A 17,616-nucleotide genomic window follows, 5' to 3' on the forward strand; every position below is an offset into this window, starting at 1 on the left:
GTCGGTCCTCAGTCCTACGCCGCCTCCGGCTCCGGCTGCTGCTCCGCCACCGGGCGCTGCTCCACCACCGAACGCTGCTCCGGCACCGAGCGCTGGGCCGGCACCGACAGCCCCTCCGGCAGGACCAGCCCCTCCGGCACGACCAGCTTCCCCGCCTCCGGGCGCTGCCCGGCCTTCGGCTCCGGTACCGACAGCGCCGCCAGCGCCATCGACACGGCGTTCGCCGACCGCAGGTCGAGCCGGGCGCTGGTGCCGCGCGCGCGGTGCCGTATCTCGACGGCGGCGAGGCGCAGCAGCTGGGGCAGCAGGTCGTTGCACCGGCGCAGCACCCAGGCGGTGCCCGCGGTGGCCAGCCACAGCAGGCTCGCCGACCTGGTGGGCGGCGGGAACTCGGGCTCGGCGGCGGGCGCGGCGCCGGTCGCGATCCCGGCGTTCGCCAGCAGCTCGTGGAACCGGATGGCCAGCTGCCGGTGCCCCCGCTCCCCGGGGTGCAGCCGGTCCGAACTCCACATGGCCCGGTCGTCGACCCAGTCGCCCTCGGCGGCGTGCAGGTGCACGGCCCCGTACCGCTCGGACAGGGCGTGGACCGCGGTGTTCACCGCGCGCTGCCGCCGGGCCAGCGGGTTGGCCAGCACGCCCGGCAGCCCGAGCATCGCGCCCGGGTCGGGCAGGCAGGCGGTGAGCACGGCCGTGCCCTGCCGGGTGAAGGCCGCGTAGACCTTGTCGAGGCGTTCGGCGATGTGGTGGATGTCGAACGTGCAGCGCAGGGTGTCGTTGACGCCGACGAGGACGGACGCGACGTCCGGCCGCAGGGCCAGCGCGGCGGGCAGCTGGGTCTCCAGCACATCGCGGGTCTGGGCCCCGCTGACCGCGAGGTTGGTGAATGCGGCGGGCGGTTCGGACAGGCCGCCGGCGAGCAGCGCGGCCCAGCCGCGCCACCCATTCCCCACGGGATCGCCCACCCCCTCCGTCAGCGAGTCCCCGAGAGCGACGTAACGGACGGCTCTCATGCCGCGCCCTCCGCACGGACGAAGGGTCGCTCGGGCACCGCCGCGTCGTGCGCGGCGAGGAAGGCGTCCACCGCCGTACCCCAGCCGAAGCACTCCGCACGCGCGCGTGCGGTCTCCCGGCGCTCGCGCTCGGGACGGTCGAGGAGCATCTCCACGGCGTCCGCGAAGGCGTCCCCGTTGTCCGCCGCGGTGGCCCCGGCGGATCCGATCACCTCCGGCAGCGCGGAGGACGCGCTCGCCACGACGGGCGTGCCGCAGGCCATGGCCTCCAGCGCGGCGAGCCCGAACGTTTCGGCCGGTCCGGGGGCCAGGCAGACGTCGGCGGTGGCCTGGAGCGCGCCGAGCAGGCTGCGGTCGGCGACATGCCCGAGGAAGGTCACCGGCAGGTCGCGCTCCTGCGCGCGCTTCTCCAGGCCCGGGCGCAGCGGCCCGTTTCCTGCCACCACGAGCACGGCTCGCACGCCGCGCTGGCGCAGCGACTCCAGGGCGTCCAGCGCGGTGCCGGGCCGCTTCTCGACGGACAGCCGGGAGCACATCACCAGCAGCTTCTCGTCCCCACGCGCGTGTACGTCGCGCAGTGCCGCGTCGCGCAGGGTGGGGCGCCGGTTCATCAGGTCGACGCCCAGGGGCGCCCGTACGACGTTGCGGGCGCCGATCCGGATGAACTCCCGCTCGGCGAACTCGGTGGTGCACACGACCTTGGAGTAGGTGTGGGCCGTGCGGACGTTGAGGGCGTCGGCGGCGCGCCGGGAGAAGTTCTCCGACAGGCCCCAGGTGCGCAGCACGCCGTCGGCGGTCTCGTGGGAGACCATCACGGCGGGCACCCGGGCACGCCGCGCCCACTTGCCGGTCCACCTCAGGGTCGTACGGTCGGAGACCTCCAGGCGGTCCGGGCCGAGCTCCTCCAGCAGGGCGGCGACGCGGCGCTTGTCGATGAGCACGCGGTAGCCCCCGGTGCCGGGCAGCACCGGTCCGGGCAGGGTGATCACCCGGCCCTGCTCGGTGTCCCGGTCGCTGTACTTCTCGCCCGGCACGATCAGGACGGGGTCGTGGCCCGCGAGCTTGAAGCCCTTGCCCAGTTCGCGCAGCGCGGTGCGCAGGCCGCCGGAGGCGGGGGCGACGAAGTTCGCCAGCCGGACGATGCGCAGGGAGGTGTTCATGCCGCCACCGCCGGCCTGCGCGCGTCGAGGACGGCCTCGTAGTGCGCGATGAGCTGGTCGCCGACGGCGGCCCAGGTGCGGCCCTCGACGGTGGCGCGGGCGGTGGTCCCGAAGGCGGCGCGCAGCGCGGGGTCGGCGGCCAGGGCGGCGACGGCGTCCCGGACGGCGTCCGCGTCGCGCGGCGGTACGAGGAACCCGGTGCGGCCGTGGTCGACCAGGTCCCTGGGGCCGCCGGCGGCGGGCGCGACCACGGGGACGCCGCTGGCCATGGCCTCCTGCACGGTCTGGCAGAAGGTCTCGAAGGGGCCGGTGTGCGCGAAGACGTCCAGCGAGGCGAAGATCCGGGCGAGTTCGTCGCCGGTGCGGCGGCCCAGGAAGACCGCGCCGGGCAGCGCCTCGACCAGGCCGGGCTGGCTCGGCCCGTCACCGACGACGACCACGCGCACGCCGGGCAGGGCGCAGACGCCGGAGAGCAGCTCGACGTGCTTCTCGGGCGCGAGCCGCCCGACATAGCCGACGATCAGCTCGCCGTTCGGGGCGAGTTCCCGGCGCAGTGCGTCGTCGCGCAGGTCGGGGCGGAAGCGCACGGTGTCGACACCGCGCCGCCACAGGTGCACCCGGGGCACGCCGTGGGCCTCCAGGTCGCCCTGGGAGGCGCTGGAGGGGGCGAGGGTGCGGTCGGCGGCGGCGTGCACGGAGCGGATGCGCCGCCATGCCGCGGCCTCACCCGCCCCGACGTAGGTGCGGGCGTATCCGGCCAGGTCGGTCTGGTAGACGGCGACGGCGGGGATACCGAGCCGGGCGGCGGCGGCCATGCCGCGGACGCCGAGGATGAAGGGGCTGGCCAGGTGCACGATGTCGGGCTGGTGCGTCAGCAGCACGGCGGCGAGGCGCCGGCTGGGCAGGGCGACACGGACCTGGGGATAGCCCGGGAGCGGAAGGGAGGGGATGTGGACGACAGGGCACGGCGCGAGACCGCCTGCCTTGTTGCCGGGAGCGGGAGCCGGTGCGACGACGAGGGGAGCGTGACCGCGATCGACGAGGTGTCGGGCGGTCTGGAGCGCGCAGTGGGCCACGCCGTTCACATCGGGGGGAAAGGATTCGGTCACGATGACGACACGCATAGGGCTGTTGTCGCCACGCTGGACGTGGCCGCGTCAACGTCGATCTTTCCGAACGGGGAACGATCCATGAGCGTTGCGCTGCGCACCCGAGCACGTCGGCGCGCGGCCATGCACCGCTGCCCCCCGGGTCACCCGCTGTTCACCCAACGGGTACTCCGGTCCCCTGCCACCCGGCGGGTGGGTCAGGGCGGCGTTCACATGGCGTCGGGCCCGATCCGGCTGCGGACGGCCGTCTGGACCTCCGCCTCCTCGGCCGGGTCGGAGGCGAGCCGGCGCAGTTGCTCGACGACGCGGGTGTCTCCGGTCTCGGCGTGCCGGGCGGCGAGCTCCCGGGTGGTCTCCTCGCAGTCCCAGAGACACTCGACGGCGAAACCGGACGGGAAGGAGGGGTCGGTGGCGGCGAGGGCACGGGCGGCCCGGCCGCGCAGATGGGACGAGGCGGTCTCGCGGTAGACGTGGCGCAAAACCGGTGCGGCACAGCCGATGCCGAGCCGTCCGGCGCCGTCGACGAGGGTCCACAGGGTCGGCGCGTCGGGCCCTTCGCCCCGCACCGCCTCCCGTAGCGCGCCGAGGACCAGGTCGCTGTCCTTGGCGCCGCCCCGACAGGCGAGCATGCGTCCGGCGGCGGCGCCCAGCGGATCGGGGCGGCGGGCCCAGCCGCGCGCCCGGTCCACGGCGGCCATACTGCGCATCCGTTCGAAGGCGTCGACGGCGGCCTCCGCGACCGGCGCCGGGCCGGTGACGACGGCCGCCTCGATCAGGTCGAGCGCGGCGGGATCGTTGCTGTCGGCGAGATAGCGCAGCGCGGTGCTGCGGGCGCCCTCGCTGCCGTCCTGGGCGGCCCGGACGATCTCGGGCCGGTCCTCGGGTCCGGCGACTGCGGTGAGGCAGCGGGCAGCGGGGATGTGCAGCGCCACACCGCGTTCGACGCCCTGCTGGGCCCACTCGAACACGGCCTGCACGCTCCACCCCGGACGGGGCCCGGTGGAGCGCATCTGCCGCTGCCAGCGGTCGAAGCAGCCGGTTTCCTGGGCGGCACGCACGCGCGTACCGATCGATTCGCGAGGATCCTCCGCCCACAGCCGCCACGGCCTCGGTTCGAAGGCGTCCCGCACGGCGGCGGCCAGCTCGGCCTCGCCCTCCGCGTCGGCCGGGAAGCGGGCCAGCACGGGTGTGGCCAGGGCGCGCAGCCCGGCGTCGTCGTCGCGCAGGGCGAGTTCATCCAGGGCCCAGGCCCAGTTGGAGCCGTGGGCGGCGTACCTGCGCAGCAGGGCGAGCGCGTCGCGCCTGCCGTACGAGGCGAGGTGGCCGAGGACGGCGAGGGCGAGCCCGGTGCGGGATTCCTCGGTGTCGAGGACGTCCTCGGGGTCGAAGAGATGCGCCTCGATCGCGTCCAGCTCGCCGTTCAGGTCGAGGTAGAGGCGGGCGTAGTACAGGGAGCGGTTCTCCACCTGCCAGTCGTGGCGGGGGTCGCGCAGCACACAGTGGTTCAGGGCCGCGAGCGCCTCGGCGCGGGGGGCGGTGAGCGCGTGCAGCGTACCGTCGCCGCGGCCCCGCTGAAGCAGGCCGAGCAGCGTACCGCTGGGCGCTATGACCGGATCGAACATGGGAAACAGCCTCACATCAAGCGTCGACGCAACCGGGGAACGTGCTCTACCTGGCCGCGTAACAACACGTCGGGGCGCCCGCCGTCTTCTGCTTGCTGTAGACCATCTTCCTCTGCCTCTCGTCAGTGGCCCATGCGGGCCGCATCACGGCCCGCGCGGTGCGGCAACACCTGCCCAGCCATCGCGTCCGTAAATCACGACGTCATGATGACCCGGCACTTCTCGATGCCGCGACCGAAATTTCCGGCGGCCCCTTACCGCCTCCCCCGTTTTCCGTGTCGTACCTGACCAGCAAGCCTTTTCTGCCTGATCAGGGCGTTCGGATCAGTGTGCGCCGAACAGTTCCAGCAGTTCGGTCTTGCCGAACATCCGGGCGGTGTCGACGGCCGACGGGGTGCCCGCGGCCGGGTCGGCGCCGCCCTCCAGGAGGGCCTTGATCACTTCTTCCTCGCCCTTGAAGACCGCCCCGGCGAGTGGGGTCTGGCCTCGGTCGTTGACGCGGTCCGCCGCGGCGCCTCGGGCGAGCAGCGCCCGCACCGTCCCGGCGTGTCCGTGGTAGGCGGCGAGCATCACGAGGGAGTCGCCGCGGTCGTTGGTGAGGTTGGCCGGAACGCCCGCGTCGACGTACGCCACGAGCGCCTCGGTCTGCCCCTGCCGGGCCAGGTCGAAGATCTTGGTCGCGAGCTCCACGACCTCGGGGTCGGGGGCTTCGGTCATCGGCCGGACCACCTCTCACTACGTACGAGTACGAACAGCAGCCAACCGCACGGCTGGGCTCTACGGGTGAATCGCCAGCGTACTGGCTGTGCGAGCACATGACGGGCCACGCCCGAGGCAAAGATCACCAATGCGCCCCTAGGACGCAAGCTCCCTGCGCCCCGGAACCGCCACGGCTCGGCCGCCCGGAGGAAATCAACCAGATTTCACCCAGTTGCACCTTTTATCGTATGGATACATCCTGTGATCCTGGAAGTACTCATGGTGACTGTCCCCTTCGACACCAGGAGACCTCATGATTCTGTCCATCTCAGGCGTCGTCCTGCTCGGCGTCGTCCTCTTCATCTTCTGCCGCAAGGACGGACTCAAGTCGTCCCACGCGCTGATCGCAGCCCTGTTCGGCTTCTATCTCGCGAGCACAGCCGTCGCGCCGAGCATCAAGGCGGGCGGCGAAAGCCTGGCGAGCCTGCTGGGCGGTCTCAAGTTCTGACGCCCCGCCCGCCCGGACCCAGCACCCCGCCCACACGCACGTTCAGGAGAAGCCCGTGGCCCGGCGCCCCCTCCCCCGCATTCTGAGCAACGGCGGCGCGCAGCTCGCCCGGAGCCGGGATCTGGCCCGGACGGCGGCCGACAGCGCCACCGACGTCCTCCACCCGCTGATCACGATCTTCCGGGGTCTGCGCCGGCTGGCGGCGGCGGGAGGGCGCAAGTGGACGGACACGCCCAAGGACAAGCGTGGCCCCCTTCTGTTCCTGGTGGCCCTGGTGATCTTCGGTGTGGCGCTCGCGCCGTACGGCCCGCTGCTCGCCGGCATCACGCTCATGGCGGCGGCGGCCTGGCAGGGCCGCGACCGCACCCCACCGGCCCCCGAGGGGCCCGACGAGACCCAGACGCAGCGCCTGCAGTCGCTGTACGAGGCGCTCATCCCGTTCTTCTCCGTCGCCGAGGACCCGGCACCCCTGTACGCCCACGGCGGGGAGTGGGAGAAGGCGTTCCCGGAGTACGAGTTCGACGCCACGGGCCGGTTCGCGCACCTGGTGATCAAGTACCCGGCGTACTTCCCGGACGGCGAACCGGAGGCACGCGCGCGTGTCGAGCATCTGCTGACGGCCAAGTCGGGCCGCGGCCGCGAGTACCACTTCGTCTGGGACGAGGAGGGCAACCGGCTCACGGTCTCGGTGCTCGCGCCGCTGGCTACCGACATCGCCGCCCAGCGCTTCGTGACGGCACCCGGTGAGACGGTCCTCGGTTTCACCGACGCGAGTGAGGTCCAGCGCACGCTGCCCGTCACCCACGGCGAGGAGCAGCGTGACGTGCCGCCAGTTGTGTGGCGCACCGGCACCCGCTCCACCGAGCCCCACCTGCTGGTCGTCGGCCAGCCGGGCAGCGGCACATCGACCCTGCTGCGCTGCGTGGCGCTCCAGGCCCTGGAGTACGGCGACGTCCTCATCGTCGAGGGCGGCGGCACCGGCGAGTACGCCTGCCTGACCGGCCGGGACGGTGTCCTGGCCGTCGAGTGCGCGCTGGCCGGGGCGCTGGCGAGCCTGGAGTGGGCCGCGACCGAGACGGAACGACGGCTGATCGCCGTCAACCGCGCGCGTCAGGCGGGCCATCCGCCGCCGGACGACACCAAGCGGCCGCTGTGGATCCTGCTGGACCGCCCGACCGCGCTGGCCCACGTGGCCGCCGCCGACGGCCGCACGGACCCGCAGTCCCTGCTCCAGGTACCGCTGCGGCACGGCCGCGCCGCGAACGTCACGGTGGTGGTGGCCGAACAGTTCGACAGCCTGGACGCCCTGAGCGACCCCGTACGGCAGCACACCCGCGCGCGGGTGGTCCTCGGCCCCGCCACCAGGGAACAGCTCACGACGATCCTGGGCGCGCCCCCACACACCACGCCGGTCGCCCAGGTCCCACCCGGCCGCGGCTACGCCCGCCTGGGCACGGGCCCCGTCCTCCGCCTCCAGGTCCCGGCAACCCCGGACCCGTACGACGACGCCACGAGCGAGACCCACCGCCAGGCGGTACTGGACCTCCTCCCGCCCCGCACGACCCCGGCGGACGCGGAACCGGACCGGGCCCCGACGACCCCCGAGGCGGAACCGGTCCCGGCGGAGGCCGCGGTGGCGGAGAGCTCCTGAACCGGCGGCGAGAACTCCTGACGGGAGGGCGGCAACGCCAGGAAGGTCCGGCGGCGGTTACGCCCCGCACGACCCACGGCAGATGCGGACCGGACCGGGCCCCGGCGGCACCCGAGCCGGAACGATCCCGGCGGACGCGGAGCCGGACCGAGTCCCGGCGGCAGCCGAGCCGGAACCGGTCCCCGCGGAGGCCGCAGTGGCGGAGGGCCTGATCAGCCAGTCCCCGGGTCGCAAACTTCCGCGGCCCTACACCGGCAAAACATCCGCCGCTGCTACGCCACAAACGTCCGCGGCGCCTCCGCCCCCACCGTCCCCCCGCTCCGCACCAACCGAGCCGCCGCGGCCAGTCGCACCGCCGCCTCCTCCGCCACCGCGCCCCCCACGGTGAACGGCAGCCGCACATACCCCTCGAAGGCGCCGTCGACACCGAAGCGCGGGCCGGACGGGACCCGTACCCCGACCCGCTCCCCCGCCTCCGCGATCCGCGAGCCCGACAGGCCCCCGGTGCGCACCCACAGCGTGAGCCCACCGTGCGGGATCTCGAACTCCCAGTCGGGCAGCTCCCGGCGCACCGCGGCGACCAGCGCGTCCCGGTTGTCCCGTGCCTGCGCGCGCCGCAGTTCCACGGCCTGCTCCCATCCCCCGGTGCCGAACAGCCAGTTCACGGCCAGCTGTTCCAGCACCGGCGTGCCCAGATCGGCGTAGGCGCGCGCGGCGACCAGGCTGCGGACGACGTCCGGCGCGGCCCGCACCCAGCCGATGCGCATCCCGGCCCAGAAGGCCTTGCTGGCGGAGCCGACGGTGATGACGGTGGACCCGGCCGGGTCGAAGGCGCACACCGGTGGCGGCATCTCGACGTCCGGGTCCAGCCACAGCTCGTTCATCGTCTCGTCGGCGACGATCACGGTCCCCGCCGACCGGGCCGCCTCGACCAGCCGCCGGCGCTGGTCCTCGCCGGCGAGCGCGCCGGTCGGGTTGTGGAAGTCGGCGACGACGTAGGCGATGCGCGGCGCGGCGTCCCGCAGCACCTGCCGCCAGCGGTCCACATCCCACCCGGCGAGCCCCTCGGCCATCGCCACGGGCACCAGCCGGGCGCCCGCCTCCCGCATCAACTGCAGGATGTTGGCGTACGACGGCGACTCGACGGCGATGCGCTCACCACGGCCCGCGAAGAGATGGCAGATGGCGTCGATGGCGCCCATCGCACCGGTCGTCACCATGATCTGTTCCGGCATGGTGGGGATCCCGCGCGCGGTGTAGCGCTCGGCGAGCATCGAGCGCAGCGCGGGCAGCCCGGCCGGATAGTCGCCGTGCGTGTGCGCGTACGGCGGCAGCTCCTCCAGAGCGCCCTGGACGGCGCGAGTGAGCCAGGGTTCGGGCGCGGGCAGCGCGGCCGTGCCGAGGTCGATCATCGAACCGAGCGCCTCGGGCGGCAGCGGCTCCAACCCGCGCGCGGGGAGCGGGTTTCCGGCCGGTACGGCGGTCCAACTGCCCGCGCCGCGCCGGGACTCCAGGAATCCCTCGGTGCGCAGCGCCTCGTACGCGGCCGCGACCGTCGTACGGCTGACGGACAGGGCGAGCGCCAGCTCCCGCTCCGCGGGCAGCCGTGCGGCCACCGGCACGCGCCCTTCGAGCACCAGCAGCCGGATGCCGTCGGCGAGCGCGCGATAGGCGGGCGGACGGCGCGAACCCGGGCCCGCCGGGCGGTCCTGCTGCGACTTGAGCTGCCGGGCCAGCTGCGCCGCACCCACCGCCGAGGTCCACTGCCCCATGGTGATCAGTCCACCTTCCCCGAATTGGCCCTGTCAGGGGCTTCCCCCCATGCCACAGGGTGCCACGGTCCAGGCCACTGACACCACCAGGGGGAGGCCCATGCCGACGTGTTCGCCGCCCCCTCGGCATCCGGCGTCAGCACCGTCGTTGCCACCGGTCAACCCCGGCGCGCCATACTGCGTCCGTGAGCACGCGCATACGTCATCCCTATCTCGACCATCCGGGCCCGATCGCCTTCGCCCACCGGGGCGGGGCCGCGGACGGTCTGGAGAACACCGTGCTGCAGTTCCGGCGCGCGGTGGAGATGGGCTACCGGTACATCGAGACCGACGTCCACGCCACGCGGGACGGACGGATCGTCGCCTTCCACGACACGACGCTGGACCGGGTAACCGACGGGGCCGGCCGGATCGCCGACCTGCCCTGGGACGACGTACGGCACGCGCGCGTGGCGGGCACCGAGCCGGTGCCGCTCTTCGAGGAACTGCTGGAGACCTTCCCCGACGTGCGCTGGAACGTCGACCTGAAGACCGAGTCGGCCCTCCACCCCTTCCTGGAGCTGATCGACCGCACCGACGCCTGGGACCGGATCTGCGTCGGCTCCTTCTCCGAGGCCCGCGTCATCCGCGCCCAGCGCCTGGCCGGGCCGCGCCTGGCGACGTCGTACGGCACGCGTGGCGTGCTCAACCTGCGGCTGCGCTCCTGGGGCGTGCCGGCGGCGCTGCGCCGCTCCGCGGTCGCCGCCCAGGTGCCCGAGACGCAGTCCGGCATCCAGGTGGTGGACCGGCGGTTCATCCGGGCCGCCCACGCGCGCGGGTTGCAGGTGCACGTGTGGACGATCAACGAGGCGGAGCGGATGCACCGGCTCCTGGACCTAGGTGTCGATGGCATCATGACCGATCACATCGACACGCTGCGCAAGGTCATGGAAGACCGGGGCGTCTGGGTCTGACGCTCCCGGCCGCGCCCCGCGCACGGCACTTCATGGGGAAAGAGGGGGGCACGGGTGGGCACCGAGACCGTGCGGACACCGTCGGCCGAGGACGCGGCCGGGCGGCGGCGCGAGCAGCGCGGCTGGTACTTCTACGACTGGGCGTGCTCCGTCTACTCGACGAGCGTGCTCACCGTGTTCCTGGGCCCCTATCTGACGTCGGTCGCCGAGTCGGCCGCGGACGCGGACGGTTTCGTCCATCCGCTGGGGATCCCGGTCCGCGCCGGTTCCTTCTTCGCGTACTCGGTGTCCCTGTCGGTGATCGTGGCCGTGCTGGTGATGCCCCTGGTGGGCGCCGCCGCCGACCGCACCGGCCGCAAGAAGCCCCTCCTGGGCGCCGCCGCCTACCTCGGGGCCGCGGCCACGGCGGGCATGTTCCTGCTGGACGGCGACCGCTATCTGCTCGGCGGTGTCCTGCTGGTCGTGGCGAACGCCGCGCAGTCCGTGGCGATGATGCTCTACAACTCCTACCTGCCGCAGATCGCCGCGCCCGAGGAACGCGACGCGGTCTCCTCGCGCGGGTGGGCCTTCGGCTACGCGGCGGGCGCGCTGGTCCTGGTCGCCAACCTGGTCCTCTACCTCGCCCACGACTCCTTCGGTATCTCGGAGAGCATGGCCGTGCGCATCTGCCTGGCCTCGGCCGGTCTGTGGTGGGGCGCCTTCGCGCTGATTCCGCTACGACGACTGCGCGACCGCCGCTCCCCCGCGCGCGGGACGACGGTCACCGGCTGGCGGCAGCTCGCGGCGACGGTCCGCGACATGCGCCGCCACCCGCTCACGCTGGCCTTCCTGCTGGCGTATCTGGTCTACAACGACGGCATCCAGACGGTGATCACTCAGGCGTCGGTCTACGGCTCGAAGGAGCTGGGCCTCGCCCAGTCCACGCTCATCGGCGCCGTCCTGCTGGTGCAGGTCCTCGCGGTGTTCGGCGCGCTGGCACTGGGGCGGCTGGCCCGGCGGTACGGCGCGCAGCGCACGATCCTCGGCTCGCTGGTCGCCTGGACGCTCATCCTGGGCGCCGGGTACTTCCTGCCCGCCGGGGCGCCGGTGTGGTTCTTCGTGCTGGCGGCCGGGATCGGGCTGGTCCTCGGCGGCAGCCAGGCGCTGTCCCGCTCGCTGTTCTCCCACCTGGTCCCGCCCGGCAAGGAGGCCGAGTACTTCTCGGCGTACGAACTGAGCGACCGCGGGATGAGCTGGCTGGGCCCGCTGCTGTTCGGGCTCACCTACCAGCTGACCGGGAGCTACCGGGACGCGATCATCTCGCTGGTGGCGTTCTTCGTGCTCGGGTTCGTGCTGCTGGCGCGGGTTCCGGTGCGGCGTGCCGTCGCGGATGCGGGGAACCCGGTCCCGGAACGGATCTAGAACGGATTTAGCGCTCACGGCGAAAGGGCTGTAGTGTACGCGTTTGGCCTGCCAGGCGTACCGTTACTGCGCGTCAAAGATGCCGAAACGCTGGGTGACATCTGCTGTCAGATGTGACAAACCGGGCGCTGGTGGGTACAACATGGGCGGCTACGACGGCGACGCATGACCCGGAACGGGACTCCGAACGGGAATCTTTACCGCCGACCGGACGTTGACCGGATGACGACGACAGCGACACCTGTCCTGTGGGCGACAAGCCCGGGAGGCACGATTCATGAGTGAGCGAGCTCTTCGCGGCACGCGCCTCGTGGTGACCAGCTACGAGACGGACCGCGGCATCGACCTGGCCCCGCGCCAGGCCGTGGAGTACGCATGCGAGAAGGGGCACCGATTCGAGATGCCCTTCTCGGTCGAGGCGGAGATCCCGCCGGAGTGGGAGTGCAAGGTCTGCGGGGCCCAGGCACTCCTGGTGGATGGCGACGGTCCGGAGGAGAAGAAGGCCAAGCCGGCGCGTACGCATTGGGACATGCTGATGGAGCGGCGCACGCGCGAGGAGCTCGAAGAGGTCCTCGAGGAGCGGCTCGCCGTTCTGCGTTCCGGCGCGATGAACATTGCGGTGCACCCCCGAGACAGCCGCAAGTCCGCGTAGTTCACACGGGGCTTGGGCGGGGTTTCACAGCGCACGCCACATGACCGCGGGCGCCGTACGTGAGTGTGACGTACGGCGCCCGCGGTCATTGGTGTGTGGCAGGCGCCCACGGTCAGCGGGGCGCCTGGCAGGTTCAGCGGCTCAGCGGCGGTCGCGGCTCCCGCGGAGTGTCGCCCGGCTCGTCCCGGATGACCTCACCCTGCACGACCTTGCCGTCCGGGCGGTGAATGCGTGCCTGCTGAAAGGCGTCGCCGAGGCTGCCGGGGGTGGCGCGGCGGAGCTTGCGGTCCACCGTGCGCTCCGCGTAGCGGCCGACGGCCTTCTGGACCGGCGGGAGCAGCAGGAGCAGGCCGACCGCGTCCGAGATCAGGCCGGGCAGCATCAGAAGCAGGCCGCCCAGCATCATCAGGCCGCTGCCGCCGCCACTGGACGGCGCCACGCCGCGCTGCAGCGCCTCGTTCAGGTTCTGGAAGGCGCGCCGGCCTGCCCGCTTGATGACCACAGCGCCGAGCACGAACCCGGCGATCAGCAGCAGGAACACCGTAAACCCGCTCGCCGCGCCCGCGACCACGGTCAGCAGCCAGATCTCCAGCACCAGCCACGCGGCGATGCCCAACGGCAGAAACGTACGCAGCCGCGACCGCCGGGGCCGCGTGGCGTAGGGAGGGGTGGATGCGCCAGTCGTCATGCCCCCAGTGTGCCTGGCGACCGCTCAGCACGGGATAAGCGCGGGGACGCCCGGCGACCAGCGACCAGACAAGCAGCGAGCCTACGGCGGGCCTGTTGTGCCCCGTACGCCGGTGTGCGCGTGCCCTACGGCCGCGCAGGCCCGCCCTTGCCGAGCAGCTTTCCGACCCTCTCGCCCACGCCCCACGACGTGACCCGCCACAGGGCCTCGACCAGGATGTCGCGGCTCATCTTGGAGTCGCCGAGTTCGCGTTCGACGAAGGTGATCGGGACCTCGACGACGTGGTACCCGGCCTTGACGGCACGGCGGGCGAGGTCGACCTGGAAGCAGTAGCCCTGGGAGGCGATCTCTCCGAGGCCGAGGCCCTCCAGGGTCTCGCGGCGGAAGGCGCGGTAGCCGCCGGTCACGTCACGGATCGGGACGTCCAGCAGCACGCGCGAGTAGAGGCTGCCGCCGCGGGAGATGAACTCGCGCGACTTGGGCCAGTTCACCACCCGGCCGCCGGGCACCCAGCGGGAGCCGAGCACCAGGTCGGCGCCCTTCAGCGCGGTCAGCAGCCGGGGCAGCTCCTCGGGCTGGTGGGAGCCGTCGGCGTCCATCTCGATCAGTACGCCGAAGTCGTGCTCCATGCCCCACCGGAAGCCCGCGAGATAGGCGGCGCCGAGCCCCTCCTTGCCCGTGCGGTGCAGTACATGGACCTGCTCGTCACCGGCGGCCAGCTCGTCGGCGAGCTTGCCGGTGCCGTCGGGGCTGTTGTCGTCGGCCACGAGCACGTGGGCCTCGGGAACCGCCTTCCGCACCCGGCCGACGATGGTCTTGATGTTCTCCGCCTCGTTGTAGGTCGGAATGATCACCAAGGCCGTGCCGAGCGGGCCGAAGCGCCTCCCCTGGGCCTCTGCCGCGCGGGTCCCCTCGCCGTCGTTCACTGCTGCCCCTTCATGTCCGTACGCAGAGGTCCACCATAGTGGCCGCCGCCTGCGCTGACGCGATAGGACGTTCGTATGACGGTGTTGATCCCGCGGGCGCGGGGTAAGGATCTGCATTTGACCCTCTATGCGGGCCCGCCCCGCGCACGGACTCGCTGCGGATGGGGGCCCGGTGCCCTTCGGGCCGACCTGGGACCCGCTGGCTGCGGATCGACCTGAAGCCGTTGTCTACTGAGCGCCCGGGCCCCATCCGGGTCACACCGTGCCGACCTGGCCGGAACGTTCCCCCGCCGTGGCGCGGTCGCTGTGCCTGGCTCCCAGTGGCGGTGCCCCGGTGCGGTACACCGTCCCTGACCCAGCGGCGCCGCGACGAGTGTGCGGACGTAGCCCGGTCGAGCGTCCCGTGGTGGACTCGGCCGAACCTACCCGCCCCGGGCCGCCGCCTGTCAACAGCCGCTTCACCTGCGGGTATTCCCGCCGGGCGCAGGTCGGCCCGGTGGATACGCAGGTCCTGAGACACCGTTTCGGGCGTCGATCTCTGTCGCGCCACCCCGGGAGATCACTCGCTCGGCCGCACGAACACGGTCCGGCCGCCCACGACGGTGCGCAGGCAGACGGGCAGGTCGGAGCCGGGGGTCAGGTCGGGCAGCCCGGGGGTGCCGGAGCGCGGGTCGGTCGACCAGCGCGCGACCCGGTCGTCGGGCGCCTGCACGACGAGCTCGCCGGTGCGCCACACGGCGTAGTCCGCGGGCGCGCCCGGCACCAGGACGCCGGCGTCGTCCCGTCCGATCGCCCGCCAGCCGCCCCGCGTGTGGGCCGTGAAGGCGGCGCGGACCGAGACCCGGTGCTCGGGCGTGCGATGGAAGGCGGCGGCGCGGACGGTGCCCCACGGGTCGAGGGGCGTGACCGGGCTGTCGGAACCGAGGGCGAGCGGGACCCCGGCGCGCAGCAGCGCCGCGAAGGGGTTCAGCAGGCGGGCGCGTTCGGCGCCGAGGCGCTGGGCGTACATGCCGTCCGCGCCGCCCCACAGCGCGTCGAAGGCGGGCTGGACGGACGCGGTGAGGCCGAGCTCGGCGAAGGCCGCGATGGTGTCGGGGGTGAGCATCTCGGCGTGTTCGACACGGTGACGGGCGGCACGGATGCGGGCCAGGCCGAGCTTCTCGGCGGCCGCGCGCACACCCTCGACGACGGTGGTCACGGCGGCGTCGCCGATCGCGTGGAAGCCCGCCTGGAGGCCCGCCTCGGTGCAGGCGACGACGTGCGCGGCGACGGCCGCGGCGTCGAGGTAGGCGGTGCCGGTGTGGCCCGCGTCGGCGTACGGCTCGTGCAGGCAGGCGGTGTGCGAGCCGAGGGCGCCGTCGACGAACAGGTCCCCGGCGGCGCCGATCGCGCCCAGCTCGCGCGCCTTGTCGACATCGCGCTCGGCCCAGTAGCCGACGACGCGCGGGCCGGGCTGCTCGGCGGCGAGCCGCAGCAGGCCGGTGAAGTCGTCCTCGGAGGAGATGTCGGGCCCCGCGCACTCGTGGACGGAGCCGATGCCGAGGGAGGCGGCGTGCGCGAGGGCGGCGCGCTGGGCCTCGGTGCGCTGCTGCGGGGTGACGGCGGCGAACGCGGCGGCGCGTACGGAGTGATGGGCGTCGCGGGTGAGGGGGGCGTCCTGCCGTTCCAGGCCGGGCACGAGGTCGAGCAGGGCCGTGCTGACGACCGCCGAGTGGACGTCGATGCGGCTGAGGTACAGGGGCCGGTTGCCGGTGGCCTCGTCGAGTTCGGCGCGCGTCGGGGGGCGGCCACCGGGCCAGCGTGCGGCGTCCCAGCCGTGGCCGAGCAGGACGCGGTCGTGGGGGCGGGCCGCGGCGAACTCCCGTACGCGGGCCAGCGCCTCGTCCAGGGAGCCGGTGCCGGACAGGTCGAGGCCGGTGAGGGCGAGGCCGGTGGAGGTGGTGTGCACGTGCGCGTCGGTGAACGCCGGGGTGACGAGGGCCCCGTCCAGGTCGACCACCTCGTCCACGCCGTCCGCGAAGGCGTCGGCCGCGCCCTCGGAGCCGACCCAGGCGACCTGGCCGCGCTCGACGACCATCGCGGTCGCGAACGGGTCGGCGGGACTGTGGACCTCTCCGCGACGGAGCAGGACGGTTTTGGCCGGGGCGGTGCGCTCACTCATGAGAGACAGTCTCGCGCCTCACGCGGGCCCCGGTGAACGCAGGGCCCCCGGCTCCCCTCCGACCACAGCCCCTCAGATTCTCGGCGGCCGAGCCTCGTACGGCGTGGACAGCACCACCGTCGTCCGCGTCGACACCCCCGCCAGCGACCGCAGCCGTGCCAGCAGTTCCTCCAGCTCGTGCGGAGTGGCGACGCGCACCTTGAGGATGTAGTTCTCGTCGCCCGCGACACTGTGGCAGGCCTCGATCTCGGGGACACCGGCCAGGCGTTCCGCGATGTCGTCGGGGGCGCTGGGATCGAACGGTTTCACCGAGATGAACGCGGTCATCGGCAGCCCCACCGCCTCGGGGTCGACGACCGCGGCGTACCCGCGGATGACGCCGCGCTGCTCCAGCCGGCGCACCCGCTGGTGCACGGCCGACGTGGACAGCCCCGTGGCCTTGCCCAGGTCGGTGTAGCTCATCCGCCCGTCCCTGACGAGCAGCTGCACGATCTGTCGGTCCAGCTCCTCCATGGCGCAAGAACCTACAGTGCGCCTGACCTCATGGGATACCTCAGCGGCGCAGGTCATGCCCGGTTCGTGATGTCCCCGAGAGCAGCCCGTGAGCCACCCGGGGGACGGATGCGCCGCGGATGGCACCTGCGAGCGGCATGTGACGAACGCCACAGGCTTCGAACATTCTCCGTAATGAACTCGTGATTACCCCGGAGAGCGGTTGGGAAGTGCTTGCTGTGGTCGAGGCCGCAGCGCCTTCACGGCCCAGCCCGAGGGGGAGAATCCCATGCAGAGTCTTAAGCGCCCTGGTCGTACCGCACCCAAGCGGCAGCAGCCGGTTGTCGAGCCCGCGCCGGAGGGCGTCGAACCCGACGTCTTCGACGCCGAGGATGTCGACGAACTCGACGCGTACGACACCTTCGAGATGTACCGGGTGATCTGCCCGGACTGCGCACAGCCCATCGCCCTGCTCGCGGACGAGGAGGTCCTCCCGGAGCACGCGCTGTGCGCCTCACCGTGGAACCCGTTCGGACTCACGGTCTGCGCCGGTACGGGCCGCCGGGCCGCCGACGCGCGCCCCGCGGACGAGTCCATCGAGCCCCAGGAGCAGGACACCGCCCTCCTGTTGACGCTCCCTCAGGGGCTGGACTGGCGGATGCAGCCCTTCTCACACGTCGGCGGCCCGGGCTCGCGCCCTATGAGGGTCCCGGCCATGCGGCGTCACGCCGCCTGAGAGGTCTCGCTCAGCGCCTCAACCCCAGTAACTGCCCTGCACCATGGCGCGCAGGCTGCCGTGGTGCAGGATCAGT

At 73.0% G+C, this 17,616-nt stretch carries 16 protein-coding genes; 6 read left to right on the plus strand and 10 right to left on the minus strand.

The genetic code is table 11. The features are described from left to right. Positions 1-14: 14 nt before the first annotated feature. From SSP24_RS32700 to SSP24_RS32725, 5 genes are all read right to left on the minus strand, one after another. A complete protein-coding gene (locus SSP24_RS32700; protein WP_141313593.1) occupies positions 15-1,010 on the minus strand; it encodes an SGNH/GDSL hydrolase family protein in 996 nt (331 codons plus the stop codon). Next, positions 1,007-2,170 (minus strand): glycosyltransferase, encoded by a 1,164-nt coding sequence (locus SSP24_RS32705; RefSeq protein ID WP_141313594.1) that lies wholly within the window; start codon positions 2,168-2,170, stop codon positions 1,007-1,009. The genes SSP24_RS32700 and SSP24_RS32705 overlap by 4 nt, the downstream gene beginning before the upstream one ends. Beyond that, positions 2,167-3,294 (minus strand): glycosyltransferase family 4 protein, encoded by a 1,128-nt coding sequence (locus tag SSP24_RS32710; protein WP_141313595.1) that lies wholly within the window; start codon positions 3,292-3,294, stop codon positions 2,167-2,169. Before SSP24_RS32710 ends, SSP24_RS32705 begins: the two co-directional genes overlap by 4 nt. 194 nt (positions 3,295-3,488) lie before the next feature. Beyond that, on the minus strand, positions 3,489-4,901 hold the full coding sequence (locus SSP24_RS32715; protein ID WP_141313596.1) for a HEAT repeat domain-containing protein: 1,413 nt from the start codon (positions 4,899-4,901) through the stop codon (positions 3,489-3,491). Positions 4,902-5,225: 324 nt separating this feature from the next. Further along, entirely contained in the window at positions 5,226-5,618 is a 393-nt protein-coding gene (locus tag SSP24_RS32725) for an ankyrin repeat domain-containing protein (protein ID WP_141313597.1), read from the minus strand. A gap of 295 nt (positions 5,619-5,913) precedes the next feature. Between SSP24_RS32725 and SSP24_RS32730 the strand changes: the two genes are divergently transcribed. Together SSP24_RS32730 and SSP24_RS32735 are read left to right on the plus strand one after the other, a co-directional pair. Then, positions 5,914-6,108, plus strand: a complete 195-nt coding sequence (locus SSP24_RS32730) for a hypothetical protein (RefSeq protein WP_141313598.1) — start codon at positions 5,914-5,916, stop codon at positions 6,106-6,108. Positions 6,109-6,163: 55 nt separating this feature from the next. Next, positions 6,164-7,759, plus strand: coding sequence for an ABC transporter ATP-binding protein (locus tag SSP24_RS32735; protein WP_141313599.1), 1,596 nt, complete (start codon positions 6,164-6,166; stop codon positions 7,757-7,759). Between the two features lie 272 nt (positions 7,760-8,031). Here the strand turns inward: SSP24_RS32735 and SSP24_RS32740 are convergent, their stop codons facing one another. Beyond that, positions 8,032-9,531, minus strand: coding sequence for an SCO1417 family PLP biosynthesis transcription factor (locus SSP24_RS32740; protein WP_141313600.1), 1,500 nt, complete (start codon positions 9,529-9,531; stop codon positions 8,032-8,034). A 185-nt stretch (positions 9,532-9,716) separates the two neighbouring features. On the opposite strand from SSP24_RS32740, the gene SSP24_RS32745 reads away from it, so the two are divergent. The 3 genes from SSP24_RS32745 (at position 9,717) to SSP24_RS32755 (ending at position 12,537) form a co-directional block, all read left to right on the plus strand. Continuing rightward, positions 9,717-10,484: a glycerophosphodiester phosphodiesterase family protein gene (locus tag SSP24_RS32745; RefSeq protein WP_141313601.1), complete on the plus strand. Its 768-nt coding sequence runs from the start codon at positions 9,717-9,719 to the stop codon at positions 10,482-10,484. A gap of 54 nt (positions 10,485-10,538) precedes the next feature. Then, positions 10,539-11,885 (plus strand): MFS transporter, encoded by a 1,347-nt coding sequence (locus SSP24_RS32750; protein ID WP_141313602.1) that lies wholly within the window; start codon positions 10,539-10,541, stop codon positions 11,883-11,885. A gap of 277 nt (positions 11,886-12,162) precedes the next feature. Then, on the plus strand, positions 12,163-12,537 hold the full coding sequence (locus SSP24_RS32755) for an RNA polymerase-binding protein RbpA (RefSeq protein ID WP_003977404.1): 375 nt from the start codon (positions 12,163-12,165) through the stop codon (positions 12,535-12,537). 133 nt (positions 12,538-12,670) lie between these two features. On the opposite strand, the gene fxsA is transcribed toward SSP24_RS32755, so the two are convergent. The 4 genes from fxsA to SSP24_RS32775 form a co-directional block, all read right to left on the minus strand. Beyond that, entirely contained in the window at positions 12,671-13,225 is a 555-nt protein-coding gene (fxsA, locus tag SSP24_RS32760; RefSeq protein WP_141313603.1) for an FxsA family membrane protein, read from the minus strand. 125 nt (positions 13,226-13,350) lie between these two features. Further along, a complete protein-coding gene (locus tag SSP24_RS32765) occupies positions 13,351-14,151 on the minus strand; it encodes a polyprenol monophosphomannose synthase (RefSeq protein WP_141313604.1) in 801 nt (266 codons plus the stop codon). Between the two features lie 559 nt (positions 14,152-14,710). Next, positions 14,711-16,312 carry an amidohydrolase gene (locus SSP24_RS32770; protein WP_141313605.1) on the minus strand — a complete coding sequence of 534 codons (1,602 nt, stop codon included), beginning with the start codon at positions 16,310-16,312 and terminating at the stop codon, positions 14,711-14,713. Positions 16,313-16,384: 72 nt separating this feature from the next. After that, the gene (locus SSP24_RS32775) at positions 16,385-16,825 is read right to left on the minus strand and encodes an Lrp/AsnC family transcriptional regulator (RefSeq protein ID WP_141313606.1); all 441 of its coding nucleotides are present in this window, start codon (positions 16,823-16,825) and stop codon (positions 16,385-16,387) included. A gap of 268 nt (positions 16,826-17,093) precedes the next feature. Here SSP24_RS32775 and SSP24_RS32780 point away from each other — a divergent pair, with 268 nt between their 5' ends. Then, a complete protein-coding gene (locus SSP24_RS32780; protein ID WP_141313607.1) occupies positions 17,094-17,540 on the plus strand; it encodes a hypothetical protein in 447 nt (148 codons plus the stop codon). Positions 17,541-17,616: the final 76 nt, after the last annotated feature.

It is taken from the genome of Streptomyces spinoverrucosus (assembly GCF_006539505.1).
GTDB lineage: Bacteria > Actinomycetota > Actinomycetes > Streptomycetales > Streptomycetaceae > Streptomyces > Streptomyces spinoverrucosus.

Coding starts and splice junctions, on each gene's coding strand:
- SSP24_RS32730 (WP_141313598.1), top strand. CDS start 5,914: ATGATTCTGTCCATCTCAGGCGTCGTCCTGCTCGGCGTCGTCCTCTTC.
- SSP24_RS32770 (WP_141313605.1), bottom strand. CDS start 16,312: ATGAGTGAGCGCACCGCCCCGGCCAAAACCGTCCTGCTCCGTCGCGGA.
- SSP24_RS32710 (WP_141313595.1), bottom strand. CDS start 3,294: ATGCGTGTCGTCATCGTGACCGAATCCTTTCCCCCCGATGTGAACGGC.
- SSP24_RS32715 (WP_141313596.1), bottom strand. CDS start 4,901: ATGTTCGATCCGGTCATAGCGCCCAGCGGTACGCTGCTCGGCCTGCTT.
- SSP24_RS32740 (WP_141313600.1), bottom strand. CDS start 9,531: ATGGGGCAGTGGACCTCGGCGGTGGGTGCGGCGCAGCTGGCCCGGCAG.
- fxsA (WP_141313603.1), bottom strand. CDS start 13,225: ATGACGACTGGCGCATCCACCCCTCCCTACGCCACGCGGCCCCGGCGG.
- SSP24_RS32780 (WP_141313607.1), top strand. CDS start 17,094: ATGCAGAGTCTTAAGCGCCCTGGTCGTACCGCACCCAAGCGGCAGCAG.
- SSP24_RS32700 (WP_141313593.1), bottom strand. CDS start 1,010: ATGAGAGCCGTCCGTTACGTCGCTCTCGGGGACTCGCTGACGGAGGGG.
- SSP24_RS32775 (WP_141313606.1), bottom strand. CDS start 16,825: ATGGAGGAGCTGGACCGACAGATCGTGCAGCTGCTCGTCAGGGACGGG.
- SSP24_RS32725 (WP_141313597.1), bottom strand. CDS start 5,618: ATGACCGAAGCCCCCGACCCCGAGGTCGTGGAGCTCGCGACCAAGATC.
- SSP24_RS32755 (WP_003977404.1), top strand. CDS start 12,163: ATGAGTGAGCGAGCTCTTCGCGGCACGCGCCTCGTGGTGACCAGCTAC.
- SSP24_RS32705 (WP_141313594.1), bottom strand. CDS start 2,170: ATGAACACCTCCCTGCGCATCGTCCGGCTGGCGAACTTCGTCGCCCCC.